General features: G+C 40.7%; 15 protein-coding genes. 9 read left to right on the forward strand and 6 right to left on the reverse strand.

Translation table 11 applies throughout. The annotated features are described in order from the left end of the window. Window positions 1–479 precede the first annotated feature (479 nt). On the reverse strand, window positions 480–1,784 hold the full coding sequence (locus H6G97_RS11055; RefSeq protein WP_190940661.1) for an AAA-like domain-containing protein: 1,305 nt from the start codon (window positions 1,782–1,784) through the stop codon (window positions 480–482). Between the two features lie 492 nt (window positions 1,785–2,276). Here H6G97_RS11055 and H6G97_RS11060 point away from each other — a divergent pair, with 492 nt between their 5' ends. Further along, window positions 2,277–2,807 (forward strand): hypothetical protein, encoded by a 531-nt coding sequence (locus H6G97_RS11060; RefSeq protein ID WP_190940662.1) that lies wholly within the window; start codon window positions 2,277–2,279, stop codon window positions 2,805–2,807. Window positions 2,808–2,925: 118 nt separating this feature from the next. On the opposite strand, the gene H6G97_RS11065 is transcribed toward H6G97_RS11060, so the two are convergent. After that, entirely contained in the window at window positions 2,926–3,867 is a 942-nt protein-coding gene (locus H6G97_RS11065; RefSeq protein ID WP_190940663.1) for an N-acetylmuramoyl-L-alanine amidase, read from the reverse strand. Between the two features lie 693 nt (window positions 3,868–4,560). Between H6G97_RS11065 and bchH the strand changes: the two genes are divergently transcribed. The 5 genes from bchH (at window position 4,561) to H6G97_RS11090 (ending at window position 19,140) form a co-directional block, all read left to right on the forward strand. Then, on the forward strand, window positions 4,561–8,253 hold the full coding sequence (gene bchH, locus H6G97_RS11070; RefSeq protein ID WP_190940664.1) for a magnesium chelatase subunit H: 3,693 nt from the start codon (window positions 4,561–4,563) through the stop codon (window positions 8,251–8,253). Between the two features lie 898 nt (window positions 8,254–9,151). Next, complete coding sequence (locus H6G97_RS11075; protein ID WP_190940665.1) at window positions 9,152–10,951, forward strand: calcium-binding protein; 1,800 nt, start codon at window positions 9,152–9,154, stop codon at window positions 10,949–10,951. A 446-nt stretch (window positions 10,952–11,397) separates the two neighbouring features. Further along, window positions 11,398–16,851, forward strand: a complete 5,454-nt coding sequence (locus tag H6G97_RS11080) for a trifunctional serine/threonine-protein kinase/ATP-binding protein/sensor histidine kinase (RefSeq protein ID WP_190940666.1) — start codon at window positions 11,398–11,400, stop codon at window positions 16,849–16,851. Window positions 16,852–17,083: 232 nt separating this feature from the next. After that, window positions 17,084–17,635, forward strand: coding sequence for a 2'-5' RNA ligase family protein (locus H6G97_RS11085; protein ID WP_190940667.1), 552 nt, complete (start codon window positions 17,084–17,086; stop codon window positions 17,633–17,635). A gap of 674 nt (window positions 17,636–18,309) precedes the next feature. Next, complete coding sequence (locus H6G97_RS11090; protein ID WP_190940668.1) at window positions 18,310–19,140, forward strand: peptidoglycan-binding domain-containing protein; 831 nt, start codon at window positions 18,310–18,312, stop codon at window positions 19,138–19,140. A 360-nt stretch (window positions 19,141–19,500) separates the two neighbouring features. Here the strand turns inward: H6G97_RS11090 and cobO are convergent, their stop codons facing one another. The 3 genes from cobO to H6G97_RS54725 all read right to left on the reverse strand — a co-directional run bounded on the left by cobO (window position 19,501) and on the right by H6G97_RS54725 (window position 21,264). After that, a complete protein-coding gene (gene cobO / locus H6G97_RS11095; RefSeq protein WP_190940669.1) occupies window positions 19,501–20,178 on the reverse strand; it encodes a cob(I)yrinic acid a,c-diamide adenosyltransferase in 678 nt (225 codons plus the stop codon). 436 nt (window positions 20,179–20,614) lie between these two features. Continuing rightward, window positions 20,615–21,079: a GFA family protein gene (locus H6G97_RS11100; protein WP_190940670.1), complete on the reverse strand. Its 465-nt coding sequence runs from the start codon at window positions 21,077–21,079 to the stop codon at window positions 20,615–20,617. A gap of 59 nt (window positions 21,080–21,138) precedes the next feature. After that, window positions 21,139–21,264: a hypothetical protein gene (locus tag H6G97_RS54725; protein WP_277883284.1), complete on the reverse strand. Its 126-nt coding sequence runs from the start codon at window positions 21,262–21,264 to the stop codon at window positions 21,139–21,141. A 107-nt stretch (window positions 21,265–21,371) separates the two neighbouring features. Here H6G97_RS54725 and H6G97_RS11110 point away from each other — a divergent pair, with 107 nt between their 5' ends. Next, a complete protein-coding gene (locus H6G97_RS11110; RefSeq protein ID WP_190940671.1) occupies window positions 21,372–21,908 on the forward strand; it encodes a nucleotidyltransferase family protein in 537 nt (178 codons plus the stop codon). Window positions 21,909–22,227: 319 nt separating this feature from the next. Here the strand turns inward: H6G97_RS11110 and H6G97_RS11115 are convergent, their stop codons facing one another. Further along, entirely contained in the window at window positions 22,228–22,647 is a 420-nt protein-coding gene (locus H6G97_RS11115; protein ID WP_190940672.1) for a (2Fe-2S) ferredoxin domain-containing protein, read from the reverse strand. A 218-nt stretch (window positions 22,648–22,865) separates the two neighbouring features. Between H6G97_RS11115 and H6G97_RS11120 the strand changes: the two genes are divergently transcribed. Both H6G97_RS11120 and H6G97_RS11125 read left to right on the forward strand, forming a co-directional pair. Then, window positions 22,866–23,258, forward strand: a complete 393-nt coding sequence (locus tag H6G97_RS11120) for a carboxymuconolactone decarboxylase family protein (protein WP_190940673.1) — start codon at window positions 22,866–22,868, stop codon at window positions 23,256–23,258. A gap of 55 nt (window positions 23,259–23,313) precedes the next feature. Further along, window positions 23,314–24,132, forward strand: a complete 819-nt coding sequence (locus H6G97_RS11125) for an alpha/beta fold hydrolase (RefSeq protein ID WP_190940674.1) — start codon at window positions 23,314–23,316, stop codon at window positions 24,130–24,132. The last annotated feature ends 405 nt before the right edge of the window (window positions 24,133–24,537 follow it).

Below are 24,537 nucleotides of genomic sequence, written 5' to 3' on the forward strand. Positions count from 1 at the left end.
AGACAAAGCAATATCTTGTTGGGGCAATTATTACTGTTTTCAGCCCAGAAAATAGCTGAAAATTGCTAAATAAGTGTGAAGAATTGAATTGCAATTTTCGCAAATCCTCAAATAGACATGGGTAAAATATTTAGCCGGAAATACCACGATATCGGTTGTTTTTATAAATTGGCAAATTGGCAACTCTGAGAAAATTAACTGTGTTATTTTCAACAGTATACAAGGTGTATTTGCACTTTCAAGCTATTTAGACGGGCTGCTACCCGTCTTTATTTATCTTTCCTAGTCTGCGACTAAAAGACTGTGATTGGAATGGCACTAAGAAAAGGCGAAAGGCTTGTTTAACCTCGTTCCTAGCCTGAAGACTGGGAATATATTCCAAATGGGCTGCTGCCTCCTCTTTCTTGACCAGAGGCGGAGCCTCCCAGAATGCGTTCCCAGGCTCCAGCCTGGGAACGAGGCAACACAAGACTTTGAACTTATCTTTGTAACGCATTCCCCCGCAACAGGCGTGACTCATCTTGAAAGTCTGATGCTACCCAAGCATTGAATGACTGTGAGTAAGGGCGCAAATTGTTTAACTGCCTTAACACCCATTCAGCATTGAAAATACTGCGGTAGATCGGATTTTTAATTCTGAGATAGCCGTTGTGCTTCTCGACTAATCCCGATAATAAAAGCTCCGTCTGTTCTCGACTATCATCGGTAGGCACGAGAGATTGAAGAAGAGGCGAAGACTGGGAGACAGAAAGACAGCAAGAATTACTAATGTCTTCCCTTTTTGCGTCCCCCCCTTTGCCCATAACCCCTTCCTCTGCTTGCAATACTTGCTGATAAAGACTCAACAACCGTCCAGCTTGTTGTTGATCGAAAAGTAGGCGATCGCGAATAGTGCGGAGGTGTTCGGGTTCATCTTGTGATTCCCAGTGTTGGATAATGTGCGATCGCACTAATTGTTCTACCCAATACGCCTCAGTTTTGGGGGATAGGACAATATTCCGCTCTGATGTCTTTAAAGCAGTTTGCAGAACTAATTGACAGAGTTTTTGAGTTAGAAACGGTTGTCCCCCTGTCCAATAGATTACCTCTTGCAGCACAACTTCTGGTTGGCTGATTGTTCCCTTTAACCCATTTAGCAAGGGGCTAGCTTCATGCGATCGAAAGCCGTATAACTCTATAGCCATACCAATATTAAAAAGTGTCCGGTGTTTGTCAGCAATTAAATCAGATGGACTGGCTACTCCAAACAATGCAAATCCCAGGCGTTGGAAATTCGGGTCGTATGCCTGCTGATTGTAGCAATGACGAATCCAGGCAAAAAAGTCATTCGCAGGAAAATTCAAACTCAGTAAGCTATCAATTTCATCAATGAAGATGAAAACGCCTTTAGCTTTGCTGACATTTGGCAGCAATACTTCTTTAACAAACTGGTGTAGTTTTTTTACAGGAGAAAGACCTGATTGCATATCCCACCATTGCTTAAAGTTGACTTTTTCCGCCAGATTTAAGCCGTAGAACATACTGACAATAATTCCTTTATACCATTGTGCTGATGTGGTATCCTCGCTACCCAATTGAGTCACGTCTAAGTAAACACATTTATAGCCTTCTGACTTGAAACGACGACTTATTCGCTGTAGTAGGGATGACTTACCCATTTGACGAGAGTTGAAAACGTAGCAAAAATCACCACCTTTCAGACTGGTATAAAGTTTTTCGTCTGCCTGACGCACAACATAAGTGGGGTCGTCACTATGGAGGCTACCGCCAACTTGGTATCTCATGTGGAATTATGATTAGAAAAGAAAGATATAAAGAAGGAGTCAGAATACTCTACCTATGAAGGGATAAAGCAATCACTGGAAAAATATTTAAATTTATTTTCGCCCACGAGGGGACGTTAGCGTAGCGAGACGAAGTAAAATTTTAACCTACACTTAGACGAGAAATCCTGGAAATTGGTATATAGAAGATGCGATGCCTACGGCGGGCTACGCCTACGCAGATGGAAAAATGGCACAATAGTTTGCCTTTGGCAAAGACTATGATTTACTGATTTTAGATTAGATGTTATATCATGTCCGCTTAATTAGTTATTATTCCGGGCATCTATGCAAAAATCTTAAAACTCTCTTTCTCCTTGCCCCCTGCTCCCTGCTCCCTGCTCCCTACCCCCTGCTCCCTTTCGTCTTTGTCCAACCATACCTAACCTTGACCCGGAAAACATGGCAGATTACTTGAATAAGTACCAAAAGTCTGACAGGAAAACCATACTAATGAGAATTTGGACTACTGCTGTGCTAGCTTCTTTTTGGCTAATATCTGGAGTTATAGGTTCTGACGCAATCAACGCCACTGCTGTTTTGGTAGAAAATCCCATATTATCTCCTGGGTCAACAAATGCAAAACAGATTACTGTCAGTAACGCCGAGTTTGGGCTGAAGAGAGTTGACTCCAAAGGAAACGTTACCATTTTCCAGACTACGAGAGTGCCACTTCAGGAAGGAAACGTCTACGGATGGCGAATAAAACTCAAAGATTACCAAGGTGAAGTGAAATGGCGCGAAGTCTTGCGTTTACCAAAACCTCCAGAAACTTGGAGTACAGATAACGGTGAAAACTTCTCAATGTCAGCAGACGGCATGACATCTATAACACGGCGCACACAGTCGGCTCCAGAGGGTGTGATTGAGAATTTTTGGACGATCACTCCTGGCGATCCTATTGGTAAACATAGAATACAGGTCTATATTGATGACCGTTTAATCAGTACTTTCGAGTTTGAAATTATTCCAGTTAATAAGTAGATGTCAAAGAGATTGGGAATTGGGAATTGAAAAGAGGCAGAGGGGAAGAGTGTAAAGGGCAAGAAAGCTCTTCTCCCCTGCTCCCTTCCCCAGTCTCTAATCCCTAATCCCTATCAGCCTAAGCAATTAATTTCTGCCAGCTAGCAGGCCCGATAATGCCATCGGCTTCTAAACCATTTTGCTTTTGAAAGTTCTTAACTACAACCTCTGTTTGCGGGCCGTAAATTCCATCATTATCAACACCTAAACGGTATTGCAAGTATCTGACAACTACACCACCAGCATGGTTTGGTCTGATAATTCGTTTTGCCAAAATTAGATTTATGGCATTCCATGTAGCTTCGTTAGCAATTCCAGTCGGCTGAACTCCGACAATAGTCTGAAATTTTTCTACGGCAGATTTTGTATTAGCCCCGGTGAAGCCATCTTCTACTAACGCCCTACCATTTCTATCAGTTATTTTGAGTCGATTTAAGGATTTTTGCAGTCTGAGAATAGTGGCATCTGCATTATCTTCTTCATCTTGTACAGGGTTAACAGGAGCACTTGGCAATTTACCAGTTAAGCCTTTGACAATCGCATTAGCCATTGCTTCAGGATTATAAAGATTCATATCCTTTTGCGAATCAATGAAGCAACATTCTATCAAGATAGCAGGCATATCTGTATTTTTCAGAACATACAAGTGGGAACCACTCTTAACACCGCGATTAAAAAATCCCAACTTGACGATTTCATCTAATACAGGTTTAGCGATTTTTCTGCCTGTATCACTAGTTGCGAAAACTTCTGTGCCATTAGCTTGTCTGTTAAAAGCATTAAAATGAATTGAAACAAAAATATCTACTCTACTAGCATTAGCTATAGAACATCTTTTTGAGAGTGAGTCACGGACTGTACTAGCACTACTTGGTTTACATACTACGACTTCATTTCCTAAAGCTCTTAACTTGGCTATAACTCTATTACCTACATCTAGAGTTAAATTATCCTCAACTTTGATGCCCCTAGCTCCTGTATCTGGTGGACAATTGTGCCCGCTATCAATTCCAAATTTCATGATTTTATCCTCAATTTACTTATTTTGATACTGATTCAAAACTTTTCAACTTTGAGATAAAAAGTTTTGCTACTACGTTTGTTTAGCTACTTTTTGGCAATGTCTACATTACTATTTTAACCATTAATATACTGACAAAAAAGTAAGTTCTTGGCAAACTTTTTAAGCAGATTTTATGTAGCAAAAGCCACTTTTTGGAAGAAAGAACACAATTCTCATAATTTATCAAAATCGGCAATAATCCGGTGATTGTTGCAATAAATTGAAATGCAGCAATTACCCTCATCTTTAAAATAATAACGCTTCCTAAAAGTAGAAAGCTATGACAATTGTACCTAGTGCAAGAAGGTAGAGTGGCAATACGCTTCGGTTAAAAGGGGAAAGGTTTTGAATACATCCTTTACCCAATACCTGCAATCCCATTCCCCAGACCACAAGGAAAATGAAAAATGCTTATCCGAAGCGTATTGGGTAGAGTGGTACAAGTGCAGAGAAGCAGAAGGCCACAAAAGCAGAGGGGTAAAAGCAAGAAAACCGATAATACAGGCTTTTCAGCCCGATAAAATGGAATGTTTATTTCCTCTATCCTGTACTAGTACGGCTAAATGACCGAAATCTGTTGGTAGATATTTAACAATCAGCCTGAAAGCAGGTTTAAGATCAAGGTAAAGAAATATTTCGTAGCTTACAGGCATGAAACGCATCGTCTTGGTTGCTGGGTTTGAATCGTTCAACGCTGATTTGTATAGAAAAGCAGCTTTTTTGGCTAACTCTCGCTGTCCTGAGTTGGATATTCGGGTGTTTAGCGATCGCAATCTTACCAGTCAACGCACCGAGGTAGAAGCAGCACTGGATGGCGCTGATGTGTTTTTCGGTAGCCTACTATTTGATTATGACCAGGTTGTGTGGCTGCGCGATCGCATTTCCCAAATTCCCATCCGTTTGGTGTTTGAGTCAGCCTTAGAATTGATGAGTTTAACCAAGCTGGGTGACTTTGCCATTGGCGACAAACCCAAAGGAATGCCCAAACCAGTTAAATTCATCCTCGACAAATTTAGCAACGGACGAGAAGAAGACAAACTCGCTGGTTACATTAGCTTCTTAAAGATTGGCCCCAAACTACTGAAATATGTGCCAGTGCAAAAAGTCCAAGACTTACGCAACTGGTTAATTATCTATGGTTACTGGAATGCTGGCGGCCCAGAAAACGTAGCCTCATTATTCTGGACACTGGCAGAAAAATACTTGGGTTTAAAAGTCGGTGACATTCCCCCGTTAATTGAAACCCCCAACATAGGATTACTCCATCCCGACTATCAAGGGTTTTTTGAATCGCCAAAAGCATACCTGGAATGGTATCAGAAGATCCCCCCTAGCCCCCCTTATAAAGGGGGATCTAAAGCCACAAAACCTGTTGTAGGAATTCTCCTCTACCGTAAACACGTCATCACCAAACAACCCTACATTCCTCAACTAATTCGCAGTTTTGAAAAAGCTGGCTTAACTCCTTTACCCATCTTCATCAACGGCGTAGAAGGACATGTGGCGGTACGAGATTTAATGACAACCGACTATGAAATTCAGCAACGACAACTAGGTAATATAGAAACTCCCTCACTATCAAGTGAAGCAGTAAAAGTAGATGCGATCGTTTCAACAATTGGCTTTCCTGTGGTGGGTGGCCCGGCTGGTTCAATGGAAGCTGGCCGTCAGGTAGAAGTAGCAAAGCGCATCCTCACTGCCAAAAATGTACCTTATATTGTTGCTGCACCATTATTAATTCAAGATATTTCCTCGTGGACGCGCCAAGGTGTCGGCGGATTGCAAAGTGTGGTATTGTACGCATTACCAGAATTGGATGGGGCTATTGATACCGTTCCCCTCGGTGGTTTGGTGGGCGAAAATATTTATCTGGTTCCCGAACGGGTGCAGCGATTAATTGGTAGGGTAAAAACTTGGGTGGCTTTGCGGCAAAAACCTGCTTCGGAACGCAAGATTGCCATCATTTTATATGGGTTTCCTCCTGGTTATGGTGCTGTGGGTACAGCTGCATTATTAAATGTGCCGCGTAGTTTGCTGAAGTTTCTCCACGCACTTAAAGAACAAGGTTACACCGTGGGAGATTTACCAGATGATGGGGAAGAATTGATTCGCTGGGTAAAAGAAGCGGATGAATCTTTAGATGATACAAAAAATATCCCCGCGTCCGTTAGCGCCCGTACCCTAGAAAAATGGTTGGGATATCTGCAAACCTCCCGCATCGAAAAACAATGGAAATCTCTCACTGGAACTGGAATTAAAACATCCGGCGATGAATTTCAGATTGGCGGTGTGCAATTAGGAAATGTATGGATAGGTGTACAACCACCATTAGGGATACAAGGCGATCCCATGCGCTTAATGTTTGAACGAGATTTAACGCCCCATCCTCAATATGCAGCTTATTATAAATGGCTGCAAAATGAGTTTCAAGCTGATGCTATAGTTCACTTTGGGATGCATGGGACGGTGGAATGGTTGCCTGGTTCTCCTTTGGGGAATACGGGTTATTCTTGGTCAGATATTCTGTTAGGAAATTTGCCTAATCTATATATATATGCGGCGAATAATCCCTCTGAATCGATGTTGGCAAAACGTCGCGGTTATGGTGTATTAATTTCCCATAATGTACCGCCTTATGGTCGCGCAGGTTTATATAAAGAATTGGTGGCGTTGCGGGATTTGATTGCGGAGTATCGTGAAGATCCACAAAAGAATTATGTTTTGAAGGAAGGCATTTGTAAAAAAATTGTGGACTCTGGTTTAGATGCAGATTGCCCGTTTGAAGATGCTAAACGGTTAGGTATTGCGTTTACTCCCGAAAATGTGCGGATGTTTAGCAGTCATGCTTTTGATGATTATTTGGTGGAGTTGTACGAATATTTACAAGTTTTAGAAAATCGGTTGTTTTCTTCTGGGTTGCATACTTTGGGGGAAGCACCGAATGAGGAGGAGTTGGAGTCGTATTTGGAGGCTTATTTTGGGGGGGAGGAAGATGTAAACGAACCGCAGAGGCGCAGAGAACACAGAGAAGAGGAGGAAAAGCAAATAAGGAATTTGTTAATGCAATCTACGGATGAGTTAACGAATTTGTTAAGGGGATTGAATGGGGAGTATATTCCGCCTGCGCCTGGGGGGGATTTGTTAAGGGATGGGGCTGGTGTTTTGCCGACTGGGAGAAATATTCATGCTTTAGATCCTTATCGGATGCCTTCGCCTGCGGCGTATGAACGGGGACGAGAAATTGCTCAAAAAATTATCGCCCAGCATTTGGATGAACATGGCACATATCCAGAAACGGTGGCAGTGATGTTGTGGGGATTGGATGCGATTAAAACTAAGGGTGAATCTTTGGGGATTCTGTTGGAATTGGTGGGGGCTGAACCTGTTAAGGAAGGAACTGGTAGAATTGTTCGTTATGAATTAAAGCCGTTGGCTGAGGTTGGACATCCCCGCATTGATGTGTTGGGTAATTTGTCTGGGATTTTCCGGGATAGTTTTGTAAATATCATCGAATTATTAGATGATTTATTTCAACGGGCGGCTGATGCTGATGAACCGGATGATCAAAATTTTATTAGAAGACACGCTTTGGCTTTAAAAGCACAAGGTGTAGAGAATGCATCTGCGAGATTGTTTTCTAATCCGGCGGGTGATTTTGGTTCTTTGGTGAACGATCGCGTGGTTGATGGTAACTGGGAATCTGGCGAGGAGTTGGGGAATACTTGGCAAAGTCGCAATGTATTCAGCTACGGGAGAGAAGATAAAGGTCAAGCTAGACCGGAAATTTTGAATACGTTATTAAAAACTAGCGATCGCATTGTTCAAGAAATCGATTCGGTAGAATATGGTTTAACGGATATTCAAGAATATTACGCCAATACTGGCGGTTTGAAAAAGGCAGCAGAAAAACAAAGCGGTAAGAAGGTTACAACCAGCTTTGTAGAAAGTTTCTCGAAAGATACTACACCCCGCAATTTAGATGATTTGCTGCGAATGGAGTATCGCACCAAGTTGGTAAATCCCAAATGGGCGCAAGCGATGGCGAATCAAGGTTCTGGTGGTGCTTTTGAAATTTCCCAACGGATGACGGCGCTGATTGGTTGGGGTGGTACTGCCGATTTTACCGATGATTGGGTTTATGACCAAGCGGTTGATACTTATGCCTTAGATGCAGAGATGGCGGATAAATTACGCAAGGCAAATCCTGAAGCTTTTCGCAATATTTTAGGGAGAATGTTGGAGGCGCATGGACGCGGTTTTTGGGAAGCTGATGCTGGCAAGTTAGATAAATTGCGTCAGTTGTATGAGTTGACAGATGAGGAGTTGGAGGGAGTGACAGTTTAGCAAAACAAATGTTTTAGACTTGCTGCGATCGCAGTGAGAGTAATCGGCAACAGTGACTCTGTTATAAGTCTGAAGTTAGCACTCCTTGATTACTCTAATCAGAGCAAAGTATAAAACATTTGTCAAGATAGACTTTTTTATTAAGATTTGTTTCGACCATTTCTGTGGTTATGCATAGGCGTAGCCATAGAAATCGTTAATTTTTTAATCTCAAGTAACTATATAAAAATTATGTAAAGGTTAAGTTTTATTCAGCGCAAAAATTTTTAACTTAGTACATAAGTTTAAGTTATGTCTTTTATAATACATTTTTTAATCTAAAATTATTTTTAATAAAATAATTTTATTTAACAAAAAAATCTAGTAGGGAAACTTAATTGAACGAGGATACTGCATTAAGCTAAAAAGACTAGTAATATTAAGTAAAAAAATTAATAGATTTAAAAAAATATTTAATTAAGTTTTATAAATATATAATATTAATGCATTATGAATCGTATTTGTGAAGATTTTAAAGATTTGTTAAATAATGTATGTAGCTTTGTAGTTCATGCTAATTAAATAATTACAGATGAGTTCAAAACCTTGGAAAAAAGAACCAAAATATTTGACCTAATTACTTAATTATTTATTCGCGTAATCAGTTATAAGGATTTTCAGAAAATAAATTATCTAATTTTCTAGAGTGGACATCTCACTCGTTCACAAGCAAAGGCGGGCTTTTCGGGTCAGCCCACAATAAATAGTTGGATATTTTTAATTTATAAATTCCTAGCCAAATAATTAATGTTTTCCAACATTAGATTACGCAAATGACAAGTAATTTTCATTGAATTAAGGAATAGTTCTTTAACTAAGGCTGAACTTACTTATTTAGTGAGAAATTCAGGAAAGCAATATGGCGTTAATTTTCGGTACTACAGGCGCTGACACGAGAAATGGAACTTCGGGAAATGACACGATAGTTGGTTGGGCTAGTAGTGGTAATGCCAATAGTACCTCCGGTAACGATACCTTGAACGGTTTAGCTGGTAACGATTCCCTCGCAGGTGGGACGGGGAACGATAGTCTAAACGGTGGAGAAGGCAATGACACACTTGATGGTGGCACAGGAAACGACACTCTCGCAGGTGGTGCAGGCAGTGACACCTTCATTGGCGGTCAGGGTAACGACAGCATTAATGGCGGAGATGGTACTGATACCGCAGACTACAGTCAACTAGGTCAAATCACCTTGTCAGGTGTCGGAACCATTCAAAAAGCTGGGGGATTTGGTCAAGACCAACTCTTTAAAGTAGAAAAGATTATTGTAAATAAGAATATTGCCAATAACACCATAGATGCATCCCAATCTTTGGCTGGGGTATTTATCACCGTTAACCTGCAAACTCAAAGGTTGGCTGCCAATAACGTTCCTGGTTTGGGAATCTTGCCATTCACTGTAGTCAACTTTGATGATGTCATCGGCACAAATGCAAACGACAGCATTGTTGGCGACAACCAAAACAACCAATTATCCGGTAATGGTGGCAATGACACACTTGATGGAGGCGGAGGAAACGACACTTTAAAGGGTGGTGCAGGCGACGACAATTACATCATTGACAGCGCTGGTGATATCATTACGGAAGCTGCAAATTCCGGCATAGATACCGTCCGTCCTTCTTTCAGCTACACACTAGGCGCGAATTTAGAGAACTTAAGGCTGAGGGAAGTTCCTGGTATCAATGGGACAGGTAACAGTCTTAACAACTTCCTCTTTGGTAATATTTTAAATAACACTCTCAATGGCAGAGCAGGCAATGACACGGTAGACGGTTCTGCTGGCAATGATATCCTTAATGGTGACGACGGCAATGACACTGTACAAGGTGGGGGTGGCAATGACAAACTCAATGGGGGGTCTGGAGACGACATCCTCATCGGTAATTTTCCCCGTGATTTGCTTCCACCTGGATTAGAGGAAACTGATACTTTAACTGGTGGGGCTGGGGTAGATAGATTTATCTTGGGGGATGCTCTAAATATTTTCTACGACGATAACAACATTGCCAATCCTGGTTTTGGAGACTTTGCTACTATTACTGATTTCAACTCTAGCGAAGATCGAATTGAACTCAAAGGAGCTTTACAGGACTACCGTCTGCAAGTTGTTGGAACCAACACACGAATATTCTCAGACAAACCCGGAGGAGAGCCAGATGAGATCATAGGTATTGCTCTGGGGAGAAACAATCTTAGACTTGATAGTGATGACTTCCTTTTCTATGAGCGAGAAAATGCTGGAGAAGCTACAAACAACACACTGAGCAGCGCTGAAGGGTTAGGTTCCTTATCATCAGGCTCAAACGTTAATCTTTCAGCCCAGATTGCAACAGTTCAACCGGGGGATAATCCCGATTTCGACTTTTTTACATTTTCTTTAGCAAATACAAGAAGTGTCACTATCAGTACAGCGACATCTGGAGATACAATTCTTGGACTGTTTAACGATGCTGGCACTTTACTGGAAAATAACGACGATAGTGGCGTTGAACGTGATTTGGGGTCATCAATCACCACTTCACTGGGTGCAGGTACGTACTCTATTTCAGTGAGTAAATTTGCTTTCTCGCCTGAAGATGGCGGAATTTTCTCTAATGTGGATAGCATCTCTAAGGATGATTTATCTTATACGCTAGGAGTCAGTGTTGCATAATGACTTGACTTCGTAACTGTAGGCATCATAATAGACTTCTTGCAGAAGTGGGGAAAAGGGTAAGGGGGAAAGGGAAAATTCTATCCCTTTTCTGCTTTCCCTGCCTTTGGAAGTCCCTAGTTATTATCCGAACTCCACCATCAGAAGCAGGGATAAACCTACGTCGTTAAACAAGGCTCTAAGTGCTGTATGCTCGATTTACTTGTTGGACTGACGCAAGTAGGTGAATTCCCCACTTATTTAGCACAGCTAAACTTACGACTAATACGTAGAAAAACAATCTGCACACACTAGATGAAAAAGTTTATAGTCATTGCGTGGTGGTAAAGATCCGCCTAGGCTAATTTTCCTTAATTAGCATTTGAAGAGTTAACTTGACTTGAATTCTGGGAACTATCATAAGAACTACCAAAATCTATTAGTAAACAAAATTCAGACAAGTATTAATGTTTAAATTAATTGCTCACATCTCTGACTATAGTATTACAAGTTTAATTTATGAAGCTGCTGCCACAGTAATTTATCGAGCATACTCCAAGGCTAACGGACACTCAGTTGTTATCAAACTGCTCAAAGCAGAGTATCCCAGTATCAAAGAGATTGCTCAACTCAAGCACGAATACGAAATTATCCAAAATCTGAATATTGCAGGTGTAATTAAAGCCCATGAATTAATCAGTTATGACAACGGCTACAATAATGGTCTAGCACTGGTTTTAGAAGACTTTGGTGGAGAAACTTTAAAATATCAGATATCTACTACAGGGATTGAACTTAAAAAATTTCTTAACATTGCCAATCAAATTACTGAAACATTGGGAGAGTTACATACCCACCACATTATCCATAAGGATCTTAAACCCGAAAACATTCTTTATAACCCCAATACCGAAAAAATAAAATTGATTGACTTCAGCATCGCTTCGCTGCTGTCAAAAGAAAGCCCAGAAATTAGTAGTCTCAACCTTCTAGAAGGAACACTGGCTTATATGTCGCCAGAGCAAACCGGACGTATCAACCGAACCTTAGATTATCGTACAGATTTTTACTCATTAGGTGTCAGTTTCTACGAAATGCTGACGGGTCAGCTTCCCTTCCACAATGCTCAAGACTCAATGGAGTTAGTGCATTGTCACATTGCAAAAATTCCTGTAGCTCCGCATGAGATTAATCCTAATGTACCATTGGGAATCTCTGCGATCGCTATGAAACTTCTGAGGAAAACTGCTGAAGACCGTTATCAAAGTGCTTACGGGTTAAAGGCTGATTTAGAGCAAACAACGATACAACTGCAAACAAAAGGCAGCATTGACCTTTTTAGCCTAGGTCAGCAGGATTTTTCACATCAATTCCAAATAGCTCAAAAACTTTACGGTCGGGAAGTAGAAGTAGCAACTCTAATGTCTGCCTTCGATAAAGTTAGCCTTGGCTCGAGCGAAGTTGTGTTGGTAGGAGGATACTCAGGTATCGGCAAATCCTCATTAGTTAACGAAGTCCACAAACCGATTGTCCGGCAACGAGGTTACTTTATCGGTGGCAAATTTGACCAACTCAAGCGAGATATTCCTTATGCTTCTTTGATTCAAGCATTTCGAGAATTGATGCGACAACTGTTAGCTGAAAGCCAAGCCAGAGTTGAAATTTGGAAAAATAAATTACTACGAGCATTGGGAATTAACGGTCAAGTTATTATTGATGTCATCCCGGAAGTAGAACTGATTATTGGACAGCAAGCGCCTGTACCACAGTTGGGAGTTGCTGAGTCTCAAAACCGTTTCAATCGGGTGTTTAAGCAATTTATCCATGCCTTTACTGCTGCTGAACATCCTTTGGTATTGTTTTTAGATGACCTCCAATGGGCAGATGCCGCCTCTGTGAACCTGGTCGAGAATCTGATGACTGACCCAGAAAGTCAGTATCTCTTGCTGATTGGGGCTTACCGAGATAACGAAGTTAGTCCCACCCATCCACTGATGCTAATGCTAGAGACAATTCAAGCATTTGGGGCAACCGTTGAAGAGTTACTTTTGAAGCCATTAGCAGCACCTCATATTACTCAACTGGTTACTGACACATTCAATTGCGAATCATCTCAGGCAGTACCTTTAGCTGATTTGCTATTTCAAAAAACCCAAGGTAATCCCTTTTTCTTGACTCAGTTACTAAAAGTAGTGCATCAAGATAATCTTTTGACATTTGATTATCGTTCGGGTTTCTGGAAGTGGGATCTCAACAAAATTCAGGAACAAGCCATTACCGATAATGTTGTCGATTTAATGGTGAATAAAATTCAGAGGCTGTCAGAACCGACGCAGCAAGTTTTACAGTTAGCTGCTTGTGTTGGCAACCGATTTAATTTAGAAATTCTAGCTGTAGTAAACGAAAAATCTCCATCAGCAACAGCAGTTGATTTATGGGAAGCTTTGCGGGCGGGATTAATTCTTCCCTTAAGCGATACTTACAAAATTCCTCAGTTGTTGAATCAGTCAGAATTGGCAACATACTGTGATACTGCCGTACAAGTTGACTATAAGTTTTTGCACGATCGCGTTCAGCAAGCTGCCTATTCTTTAATTCCAACCGATCAGCAAAAACAAGTACACCTGAAGATAGGCAAATTACTATTACACAATACTGAAAAAGCCCAGTTAGAAGAACATCTTTTTGATATCGTCAACCATCTCAATGCTGGTAGCTCATTGATTGTGGAACCAGCAGAAAGATATGAACTGGCAGAATTAAATCTGAAAGCAGGCCAGCGAGCAAAATCATCTTCGGCGTTTGTCACTGCACTAAAATTGCTGAAAACAGGGATGAGTTATCTACCTGAAAATAGCTGGCAAGATAATTATTTACTCACCTTAACATTATATTTACAAGTTGGAGAAGCAAAATTTTTAAATGGTAAATATGAGAAAGCTTTGCTGATTTTTGAGCAGACTTTCAGTAAAGTTAAAACTACTCTTGATATGTGCCGAGTAAATGAATATCGGATTATGTGTTATCGCATGGAGAATGATTTAAACTCCGCATATAAAATTGGGCTAAATACCTTAGAGCTTTTAGGCTTGGAGTTTACAGCTTATCCCGATGATGCATATTTGTTAGAAAAACTTAATCATACCAAAAAAGTTATTGGCGATCGCACAACTTTTAGTCTCGCAGAACTACCGCCAATGCAAGACGAAGAGAAGCTAATGGCTCAACGCATCTTAAAAGAAGTCTGGCCCATTGCCTACTTTTTAGGATCGAAAGCGTTGCATATCACATCGATGAATATAACTCAACTTTCAGTTCAGTATGGCAACTCACCAATTTCAGTATTTGGTTATATGCTGTATTCATTCAACCTAGTATTTCAATATGGTGAGGTAGATTCAGGTTATGAGTTTGGTGAGCTATCTCTGCGTTTACATGAAATTTTAAGAACGAAAGAATTAGAAGCAAATATTTTGAATATGTGGGGAGGTTTAATCTGTCATTACAAAGACCATATTAGCCAGGGTAAGCCTTATTTATTGAAAGGATTTAATAGTGGTTTAGAAACAGGTTCTTATCAATGGTCTGGCTATTGTTCAGTTAATTTTTTATGGCAATGCTTATTTGGAAATGAATCTTTAGAAAAAACCGCAGAAGTAGCCGAAGATTTTATTCCTAGCCTCCGCAAGATTGACAAAAATATGTTGAACTACCATCTGCTGGCTATGGAAGCGATCGCTAACCTGACTAAGCCAGCAGAAAAGATTGACGAACTTGTTGGAACTTGGGCAGATGAACGGCAAGTGCTAAAGTTTGCATTGGCATCTTCGGATATGTTGAGTGCATTTGTAGTTTACATCTATAAGCTTGCGCTCTGTAACTGGTATGGAGAGTCTACCAAAGCTGTTGAGTATGCAGAGAATGCCGAAAAATTTGTTGGCGGAGCGCGAGGAATTTTTATTAATCCTGTTTTCTATTTTCACCAAAGTATTGCTTTAGCGGGCGCTTATGCGGAGGCAGATACCGCAACTCAAGCCATTTATCTGCATAAACTAAATACCAACTTAGAAAAATTCCAGCAATGGGCAATACACTGCCCAACCAATTATCAACACAAGTTCCTGCTGATTCAAGCTGAAATTGCTCGGATTTACCAACAAGATTATCAGGCAATGGAGCTGTATGACCTTGCGATCGCTTCTGCTGCCGAAAACGGTTATTTACAAAATGAAGCCTTAGCAAATGAACTCGCATTTCGATTCTACTTGGCCAAGGATAGAAAAAACTTTGCCAAAGTTTATTTTAAAGAAGCTCGCTATCGCTATCTCAAGTGGGAAGCTACAGGTAAAGTCCGGCAACTGGATGAACAATATTCCCAACTTTTTAGAGATCCAGTCGGGGAGGTAAATGGACGGAGTACGGCTACAAAGCAGATTAGGGATATTTCTGAAGCTAAAACCCAAACTCTAGATTTAAGCACAGCAATTAAAGCATCGCAGGCACTCTCAAGCGAGATGGAGTTAAATCGGCTGCTGGAGAAGATGATGACGATCGCGATCGAGAATGCTGGGGCCCAAATGGGTTATCTACTTGTAAAACGAGAGAACCAGTGGGTGATTGAAGCCGAAGGAAGCATTGATCGAGATCAAGTGACAGTGCGATCGTCTAGTCTGTTTCAAGTAAAGCATAAGCTACCAGTTTTGCTGATTAACTATGTTGAAAGAACAAAAGAAAATTTGGTTTTAGACGATGCTAGCCACACAGAGCGTTTTGTAAGTGACAACTATATTGTTGCCAATCAACCCAAATCAGTTTTGTGTTTGCCTTTCGCTCATCAGGGTAAACTAACTGGAGTTCTTTACCTGGAAAATAACCTCACCACCGGAGTCTTTACCGCAGAGCGATTAGAGGTACTTAACTTATTGACTTCGCAAGTTTCCATCTCTATAGAAAATGCTCGGCTCTACACAAATTTGCACATATACTCCCAGGAGTTAGAGATTTCGGAAACCCAAGCGCGTGAGAAAGCAAAGCAGCTAGAACACACGCTCGATGAATTGAAGCTTACCCAGTCCCAAATGGTGCAAAGCGAAAAAATGTCTAGCTTGGGGCAGTTGGTGGCAGGCATTGCTCACGAAATCAATAACCCAGTCAGCTTTATCTACGGCAACCTGACTTACGTAAATAATTATGTCAAAGACTTGATGAGTGTAGTACAAATTTATCAGCAGCAAAACCAGAATTTACCACCTAAAGTTCAGAATGAGATAGATGCGGTTGACTTAGATTTTTTGATGGAAGACTTACCGAAGCTGTTGGCTTCAATGAAAGTGGGAACCGATCGCATTCGCCAAATTGTATTATCTTTACGAAACTTTTCCCGCCTAGACGAAGCTGAAGTTAAAGCCGTTAATATCCATGAGGGCATTGATAGCACCCTAATGATTTTGCAAAATCGGCTCAAACCCCAGCCAGATCATCCGGGAATTCAGGTAATACAGGAGTACGGCAACCTGCCACCTGTAGAGTGCTACCCTGGGCAACTGAATCAGGTATTTATGAATCTCCTCGCAAATGCGATCGACTCTTTAGAGGAATTTAACGAACATCGGACTTATGCCGATATTGCACGTCAGCCAAGTATCATTACAATTCGTACTACTGTTGAAGGCGATGTCGCCGTCATTCGCATTGCTGACAACGGTTCTGGTATCAGTGAAAATGTGCGATCGCAACTCTTCACACCCTTTTTTACTACCAAAGCTGTTGGTAAAGGCACTGGTTTAGGGCTATCTATTAGTTACCAGATTGTGACTAAAAAGCATCGAGGAAGGTTGGAATGTGTATCCGTTTTAGGACAAGGGGCTGAATTTATTGTTTCTATCCCCCTTCAGGCAAGGCTAGAACCAAGAAGTATCTAATCATTACAGCAGAAATATCGCCAGGGTAATGTCTGCCCGTCAATGTCTTATATCAAGTTCAGGTGATTAGTTATAATAAAATTTATCAATATAAGTTAAGTTGTAGCTTGCTTCCCGGCAGGGGTATTTTTTAACTCCAGTTACAACAGACATCCTGCTTAAGTTATTACTATTTTTGAGACGTATCTGTAACTATTAGACCTCTAGGTGCGATCGCAATTAATATAGATACATGAGCCGTTTTTTTGTCGCCCTCCTACCACCGCAAGATATTCAAGATTACGCCAACCAGATTAAGCAGTACTTTGCCGATCACTATGCTAGTAGTAAGGCGCTAAAGTCTCCGCCGCATATTACCTTGCAACCGCCCTTTGAATGGGAAAATACCAACTTGCCACTGTTAGAAACATCCTTGGAAGAGTTTGCTAGTAGACAACAGCCAGTATTCATTACACTCAGGGGGTTTGATGCCTTTGCACCTCGTGTTATACACATTAATGTTGTCAGAAGTCAAGAGCTTTTAACTTTGCAAGCTGATTTAATGACTTATATAGAAAGTAACTTAGGAGTTGTTGACAAGGTTTCTAAAACTCGCCCTTTCGCGCCCCATATAACGGTTGCCTTTGGGGATTTAAAAAAGCAAAACTTTAAAGCTGCTTGGCCTGAGTTTGAAAAGCGTCAGTTACATTTTGAGTTTAGTGCTAACAAATTAACCTTACTACTTCACGACGGTAAGCGCTGGAATATTAAACGAGAGTTTGATTTTTTCTCTGGTAATAATTGAGCGATGTTATAGCGGTTCCCATTCAGATGCGGTACAAGATTATTATATTGCAAGGTGTAAGGGCACGGCAGTGCCGTGCCCTTACGGGTGTGCCTCACGTAAACGAGAACCGCTATAATAATGATGTTTTCTGTATTTGATAATCGGTTAAAATACTCTTTTAAAAACTGGCTAATCTGTTTCTTAGTTAACGGCACTTCTAAGAAGATTACAGTTGATTTCCAAAATCCAGATACAGCACTTTGCAACTAAATGAGGTAAGAATCAAGGATTCACAAATCAAATTATTCTTCTTCCTTCAGTCAAAACGAGTGACTTTGTACCTCATGCAAAAGAAAACTACTGTATTTACCCTTTACTTTACTTCCTGCTGAATTGCAGTTGCCAGGGAAGAACAAACCACTCGTTTTCTTACCTAAAAATGGTAATGAGTTTTTATACGTTGTCAATGCCAAACAGTTACCTAGCTAGTACTCCACCACATTAATTTTGATAAGTTCGTAGTGGGTAGTACAGCTAGTTGTGCTACCTTACTGCGTAGTATCATCAATAGTTGAGAATAAGCGATCGCTCTTTCTTTTTGACGCTGTGTACTTATCTACGCCGAACGTCTGCTAGAAAAGCAGCTTGTCGTTACACATCGCTTAACTTTTAGAACGCCTTGCAAAGAAGAAATGTTAGATTTATTTATTCCTACTTACCCAATTTTTGTAAAACCGGATACATTAAATGGTAGTTTAGTAGCAAAGGAACCAAAAAGTATGGCCGTTAGTAGCCCTGAAGTCATCCGTCATATATTGATCGGACTGGGATATTTAACTCCTGAGATTGATCCTAAGCCGGATCTCACTAAATTTGCTCCCTGGAAACGGAATAACAACTCCTTGACAGATGATGCTACAGAAGAAGCCATTAAAAAGTTTCAAAAACAGTATCCACAAAAACTTAAGGTTAATGGTAACGCTGATGCGGAAACTCGAACTGTAATGGAAGATACAGTCAAAGGGCTTCAGAATAGATTGAAGTTTCACGGTTTTGCAACCAATGCCGAAATTCCAAAAGACTTGCCTTTTTATGGGCCAGCCACTTATACAGCAGTCAAGAAATTTCAGAAATCTCAGGGTTTAACTGAAAATGGCATTGCCACTATTGAACAGCGTCAACTTCTACAGCAACCTAGCCTAACAGGTAAACCTCAGCCTCAGCCCCAGTCACAACTCAAGCTGATAGATTTGTGCTTTCAATTCAAAAACAATCCTAAAAATCCTTCTTACATCGCAGCCTTAACTAACTTACAACAAAATTTACCCAAGGACGTTTTACACAAAGTTACTAACAAATGGAGAGGAACAAACGATCAAAATCCTGAAATTGTCAAGCTGACGAATGTGTTTACTTATTATGATGACAACAATCAAAACCATCGTGATGCATTAAATCACTTACAAAGTCAGATTACCCCAGCCATATCTCAACCATTTTTAAGTCTCTGGAATAAGAAATAAACAAATGGGACGTAGCAATCCACTCTGACTTTTACTCCCCTTCCCTTGCAGGGAAGGGGCTGGGGGTTAGGTCTTTATTGAATTCAACAAAAAAGCAAAATATATTTTTTCACTTTTGAAGCTGTATCATCTGATATCATGTTCGACTTAATACTTATGTCATTGCGAGCGTAGCGCGGCAATCCCAAACCTTTGCAATTGCTTCATTCCACTTCGTTGCATTCGCAATGACATATTATAAGTGATTTGCCGAACATGATATGAGACATATTTTTTGATATTCTTTAGATATCACCCTGTAGCTAATTTTATTTTCGATTGAGTAGGAAACCTGGTTTTTTAACAATTCTGAATTCTGATTTAATACTCAATTCCAGGTTGTGCTTTGACACCTTGATCGCGGAAAGGGTGCTTAATTAGGGTCATTTCTGTTACTAAGTCAGCACGCTCAATTAAAGCCTGTGGTGCGCCTCTACCTGTGAGAATAACGTGTTTATTGGCTGGTTTTTGTGCTAAACCCGCTAAAACGTCTTCTACTGGTAAGTAACCCATTTTGAGGGCAATATTGATTTCGTCTAATAACACCAGATGAAAATCTGGATTGCGGATGTATTCTAATGATTTTTCCCAAGCGGCGCTAGCTTTGTCAAGATCGCGATCGCGGTCTTGAGTTTCCCAGGTAAAGCCTTCACCCATTGCGTGGAATTCTATCTGGTCTTCCCAAGAACTGAAAACCCTTTTCTCGGAAGGTTCCCAGCTACCTTTGATGAATTGGACGATCGCTACTTTATACCCATGACCTAGCGATCGTAACACCATCCCCAAAGCCGCAGTGGTTTTACCTTTCCCATTACCAGTATTTACAATAATTAATCCTTTTTCAGGTACAGCTTGTGCTATGCGTTGATCCTGCACTTCTTTGCGTCGCTGCATCTTTTTGCGATACTGTTCATCAGTCAGAGATGAAGACATGACTTCATCAATCAAGCGTCCAATCTCTTTGTCTGGGTTTAATTCTTCTGGTGTATCGTTTTTCATCAACCTTGTTTAGAAATTAACTGTTAAAAATGTTGAAAATGAACCAAAATATTTTTTTATCAAATTTTACTTAAACAAATTGATTGAAAACGTCCAAGAATTCTCATAAAAAATATTAATAGTGTGTAAGCTTTTTTTAACATGATTTGCAAACAAGTATAGAAAATCCTATGATATACAAACTGAAATTATAATTTGAGTTTATTATTACTATTTTAAATAATTTAACATGTTCATTAAGGCACTTACCAGAAAAATTTTGTCATTATCTTGTTTAGTACAGTCATGAGTTATATTACCAACCAAGGGTACTCGCCTGAGTTGGGTGGGTACGCGATCGCAGCCTTGGGAATGCGTTACCTGTGCTATTTAGTTTAACTATTTATAGAATATTGTCTTAGGAGTTGTCGGGGTAGTGCTGTAGGGTGTTATGGGTTTATGGATGCTGTTGTGTCCATTTTTCCCACAGAGGGCGCATATCCTCTGGCTGCCCATCATAATTGAGCAATTGGTCTGAAATTATCACCCATGATTGGGCATTGCGTGTCCAAACGTTCCCAACTGGGTGTAACCAACTTGTATTATCTAAGGTTCCGGGTTTAACGTTGATAGTATTTGGGTTATAAGTCCGTTCATGGAACAATCGCGTTCCGCAATCACCGCAGAACAAATTATTTATTTCGCGTCCGCTATCAGCTTTGCGAGTCCAAGCTTTCGGTTGTCCCTGAACAATTACAACAGCATCTCGTGGTACTGTAAAAGACATTCCAAAGGCACTAGATGATTGTTTTTGACACTCTTTACAGTGGCATACGTAGATAGTTAACGGTTCGGCATGAATTTCGTAACGAATGTGTCCACATTGACAACCTCCAGTATATGGAAGACTCACAGATTTCATCTCCTTTATAATTTGGTGTTGCCTGATTATAACTAATGCTATCTCATCCCATTATTTCCTCATTCTTCATCTTTATCTGATTCATCATCTTCACTCCAATACTGTTGAGGTGCATTTCCGTGAACTTCTAAAATCTTTGGTTTTTTAATTTTATTATCAGGTGGATTAATTGTTTCTAACTGCACATCAAATTTCCAGTTGTCATCAAAATTATGACTATCAACACCGTAAATTTAATGAAATGTGAATGATAATATTTTCACCTTCTACTTGACAATCACAGAAATTTGATATGAATAGTAACACTCGCCTACAGATGATTTTAACTGATACACGTATTGATACAGTATTACGTGCGATCGCTGAACTAAATCTACCTAACTGGTGGTTAGCCGGTGGTGCAGTCCGAAATACCGTTTGGTCTTCAATTTTTGGCAATGAATGTAGGTTAGGTATTAAAGATTTTGATATTGCATTTTTTGATATAGAGGGGAACCGTTCTCAAGAACAAGCAGCAAAGACAACCCTCACAGAACAATTCCCTAATGACCTGTTTGATGTCAAAAATCAAGCTAGTTTTGCTCGTTGGCGTACTGGTAGTAGACCTTACGCTAATACCGAGGAAGCCATTGCAGATTGGCTGCATACTGCTACTGCTGTGGGAGTTCGACTAGATGTCCAAGGACAATGGCAATTTTTCACACCCTACGGGTTAGATGACCTATTTAGTGGCGTTATTCGACCTACTCCAACACATACTCATAACTTAGATGCCGATAACAAAGCATCAGGGTTTTTGCAAAAGTGTCCTTATTTGCGGTTGGCTTAAAAGTTACGGTCAGATTTTAGCCACTAGTACCGCAAGGCGGAAGTCAAAAGCTTTATGGAATAATCTCTTTAGGGATTTTAAATGGTTGTCCTATTTCCGCCGTGGCGTACTAGTTTTCGTTACAAGGGAATAACCACTTTTTAATTTATAACTCTTGGGTGTAGGTATCCTGTGGAAAAAAGAAGAGAGAAAGGGCGAATAGTTGCAAATACTATCTCCTTTTTGTTAAATCGAATAACTTTGGTTGTGATTGCAGTCGCTCTTGTGCTGTTTATTGGAGGTAGGTTTGAACTATCTCACCGTTAGTAAAGCTTTGAACTCAGGCTTTATTTTGTTTAATGTATGAGTAGAGAAGTTCGCGATCGCTCTGGGGATTTACAATTAAACATGGACTATTCCCGTGACTTCCGTTACTTACAACAACAACAGTAATACCTATCCGTGGACAAACCCCTAAACAGCTGGTGTTAACGACCCGAAATTCACCCCATAATCCCTCAAACTTTAAACGACATTTCAACCAATTCTCTAAGTCTTCAGAAGCTGTTGAGCCTGACTGCTCGTTTGCACATTGTGAACACACCAGCACCAAACCAGATTCCCATCGGGGAGAAACACTAGGAAGAGAAGTTTCTAATAGTCGATAATTTATTAGGGGCGATGGTTGCTGACAATTGGATGTAGACCTCTTGAGGATACGTTGGAGTAATGCTTTAATACGCTGGATCAGTTTTTTCATGGACGACCCTACCTGTTTCTCTGACAGAATAGTGTAAATTTACTGTTTAGTCTGTTCTAGTAGAACACCCAACAAATAGCTAGCCTATACCAAGTCGTTTGTGGGCAGAGGAGAGCAAAAGTTTCAACCTTAAAGACTCAAGTTATTATCTTTAATTGCAACTCAGTATTACAATCTAGGGGTTCCCACTCGCTGGGGAAACTATATGGAATTAAAACATGACTAAGCTGATTGAATACGAAGAAGCCAGCGACGAAGTACGTGCAGTGTATGATGACATCTGCGTTACACGTCAGAATGACTACATCAATAACTTTTGGAAAGCCATAGCCAACCATCCACCTACCCTGCAACGAACGTGGCAAGCTGTAAAGGAAGTGATGACCAGCCCTGGTGAAATTGATCCACTCATGCGCGAACTGATTTATATCGCCGTGAGTGCAACTAATGGCTGTGAGTACTGCATTGCCTCGCACACAGCGTCGGCGCGTGCCAAGGGTATGAATGATACTATGTTCGGGGAACTAATGGCGATCGCAGCTACAGCCAATATGACCAATCGCCTCGCCAACGGCTATCAAATTCCGGTGGATGAGAAATTCAAAACATAGGAGTTTAGCCTTGTCTATCCCTTTTTAAAAATAAGATTTAACAGAATTATTTACTATGCCCAAGGTTCAGATTAGCGGGATTGATTTGTTCTACGATGTTAAGGGAAGGGGTGAGCCTTTGCTATTAATAGCTGGCTTCCTTTGTGATCATGCCTATTGGTCGCTGATCATGCCATCGCTGGTTTCGCAGTATCAAGTCATTCGCTTAGATAACCGAGGTATGGGGAGAAGTTCTGCTCCCGAAAACCCCTATAGTCTCAAACAAATGGCTAGTGACGTTGCAGCATTGCTCGATCACATTGGGATTAATCAGGTGCATCTAGCAGGTCATTCAATGGGTAGTCAGATAGCCCAAGAGTTAGTGTTAGCACACCCTGAAAAGGTAAAAAGTCTGATGCTACTCTCATCTTTGGCAAAGGGTGATGCATTATTCAACAGCATCATTGAGACTTGGGGCGAACTTCCTAGCAATGTAGACTTAAAGCTTTATGAAAAAGTTGTATTGCCTTGGATATTTACAGACACTTTCTACTCGATTCCTGGAATGATCGAAAGTCTGATTGAATTTGCCATCAGATATCCTTTCCCGCCTGCAACTCATTCACTCTATCATCACAGCCAAGCCATCCTTAGCAGTGACACAACAGACCGCCTCCAACAAATTCATTGTCCAACCTTGGTTTTGGTTGGTAAACAAGATATTCTCACTCCGCTAAAGTTTTCCCAGCAACTTACTCAAGGTATTCCTAATGCTGAACTTGTAGTTATAGACCGTGGTGGTCATGGCTTCTTGATTGAGTCACCGGAGGCTGTGGTTTCAGCTATGCTTAACTTCCTAGGAAAGTTGAAGAAGAATTCAGGAGCCAGAATTTAGGAGTCATATCATGTTCGACTTAATACTTATGTCATTGTGAGCGTAGCGCGGCAATCCCAAACCTTTGCGATTACTTCATTCCACTTCGTTGCATTCGCAATGACATATTATAAGTGATTTGCCGAACATGATATCAGAATGAATTTTGTACAATTTGCGGATAGCGCAGCATTAGCAAGTCTGCGAACGTCTGAATAGATAGGTTTAGGAAGTTCCAAATAAAAAACTCCTTCCTCCTTATTCCTCTGTGTCGCGCCAGTCGCTACAACGGGGGGAACCCCCGCAACGCGCTGGCTTCTCTGTGTCTCTGTGGTAGCCTGCGGCAAGCCGTTCGCGTAGTGTCTCGTAGAGAAGCCTCTACGTTTATTTGCGTTGATTTTGACTCTTGAATTCTGACTTCTTCTT

Origin of the sequence: Nostoc flagelliforme FACHB-838 (assembly GCF_014698065.1) — a bacterium.
GTDB classification, from domain to species: Bacteria; Cyanobacteriota; Cyanobacteriia; order Cyanobacteriales; family Nostocaceae; genus Nostoc; species Nostoc flagelliforme_B.

Bases quoted from the DNA above. Each gene is read 5' to 3' on its own strand.
- H6G97_RS11115 (WP_190940672.1), bottom strand. From the start codon at position 22,647: ATGAAAAAACTGATCCAGCGTATTAAAGCATTACTCCAACGTATCCTC.
- H6G97_RS11060 (WP_190940662.1), top strand. From the start codon at position 2,277: ATGAGAATTTGGACTACTGCTGTGCTAGCTTCTTTTTGGCTAATATCT.
- H6G97_RS11100 (WP_190940670.1), bottom strand. From the start codon at position 21,079: ATGAAATCTGTGAGTCTTCCATATACTGGAGGTTGTCAATGTGGACAC.
- H6G97_RS11065 (WP_190940663.1), bottom strand. From the start codon at position 3,867: ATGAAATTTGGAATTGATAGCGGGCACAATTGTCCACCAGATACAGGA.
- H6G97_RS11090 (WP_190940668.1), top strand. From the start codon at position 18,310: ATGTTAGATTTATTTATTCCTACTTACCCAATTTTTGTAAAACCGGAT.
- H6G97_RS11125 (WP_190940674.1), top strand. From the start codon at position 23,314: ATGCCCAAGGTTCAGATTAGCGGGATTGATTTGTTCTACGATGTTAAG.
- cobO (WP_190940669.1), bottom strand. From the start codon at position 20,178: ATGAAAAACGATACACCAGAAGAATTAAACCCAGACAAAGAGATTGGA.
- H6G97_RS11080 (WP_190940666.1), top strand. From the start codon at position 11,398: ATGTTTAAATTAATTGCTCACATCTCTGACTATAGTATTACAAGTTTA.
- H6G97_RS11085 (WP_190940667.1), top strand. From the start codon at position 17,084: ATGAGCCGTTTTTTTGTCGCCCTCCTACCACCGCAAGATATTCAAGAT.
- H6G97_RS11055 (WP_190940661.1), bottom strand. From the start codon at position 1,784: ATGAGATACCAAGTTGGCGGTAGCCTCCATAGTGACGACCCCACTTAT.
- H6G97_RS11120 (WP_190940673.1), top strand. From the start codon at position 22,866: ATGACTAAGCTGATTGAATACGAAGAAGCCAGCGACGAAGTACGTGCA.
- bchH (WP_190940664.1), top strand. From the start codon at position 4,561: ATGAAACGCATCGTCTTGGTTGCTGGGTTTGAATCGTTCAACGCTGAT.
- H6G97_RS11075 (WP_190940665.1), top strand. From the start codon at position 9,152: ATGGCGTTAATTTTCGGTACTACAGGCGCTGACACGAGAAATGGAACT.
- H6G97_RS11110 (WP_190940671.1), top strand. From the start codon at position 21,372: ATGAATAGTAACACTCGCCTACAGATGATTTTAACTGATACACGTATT.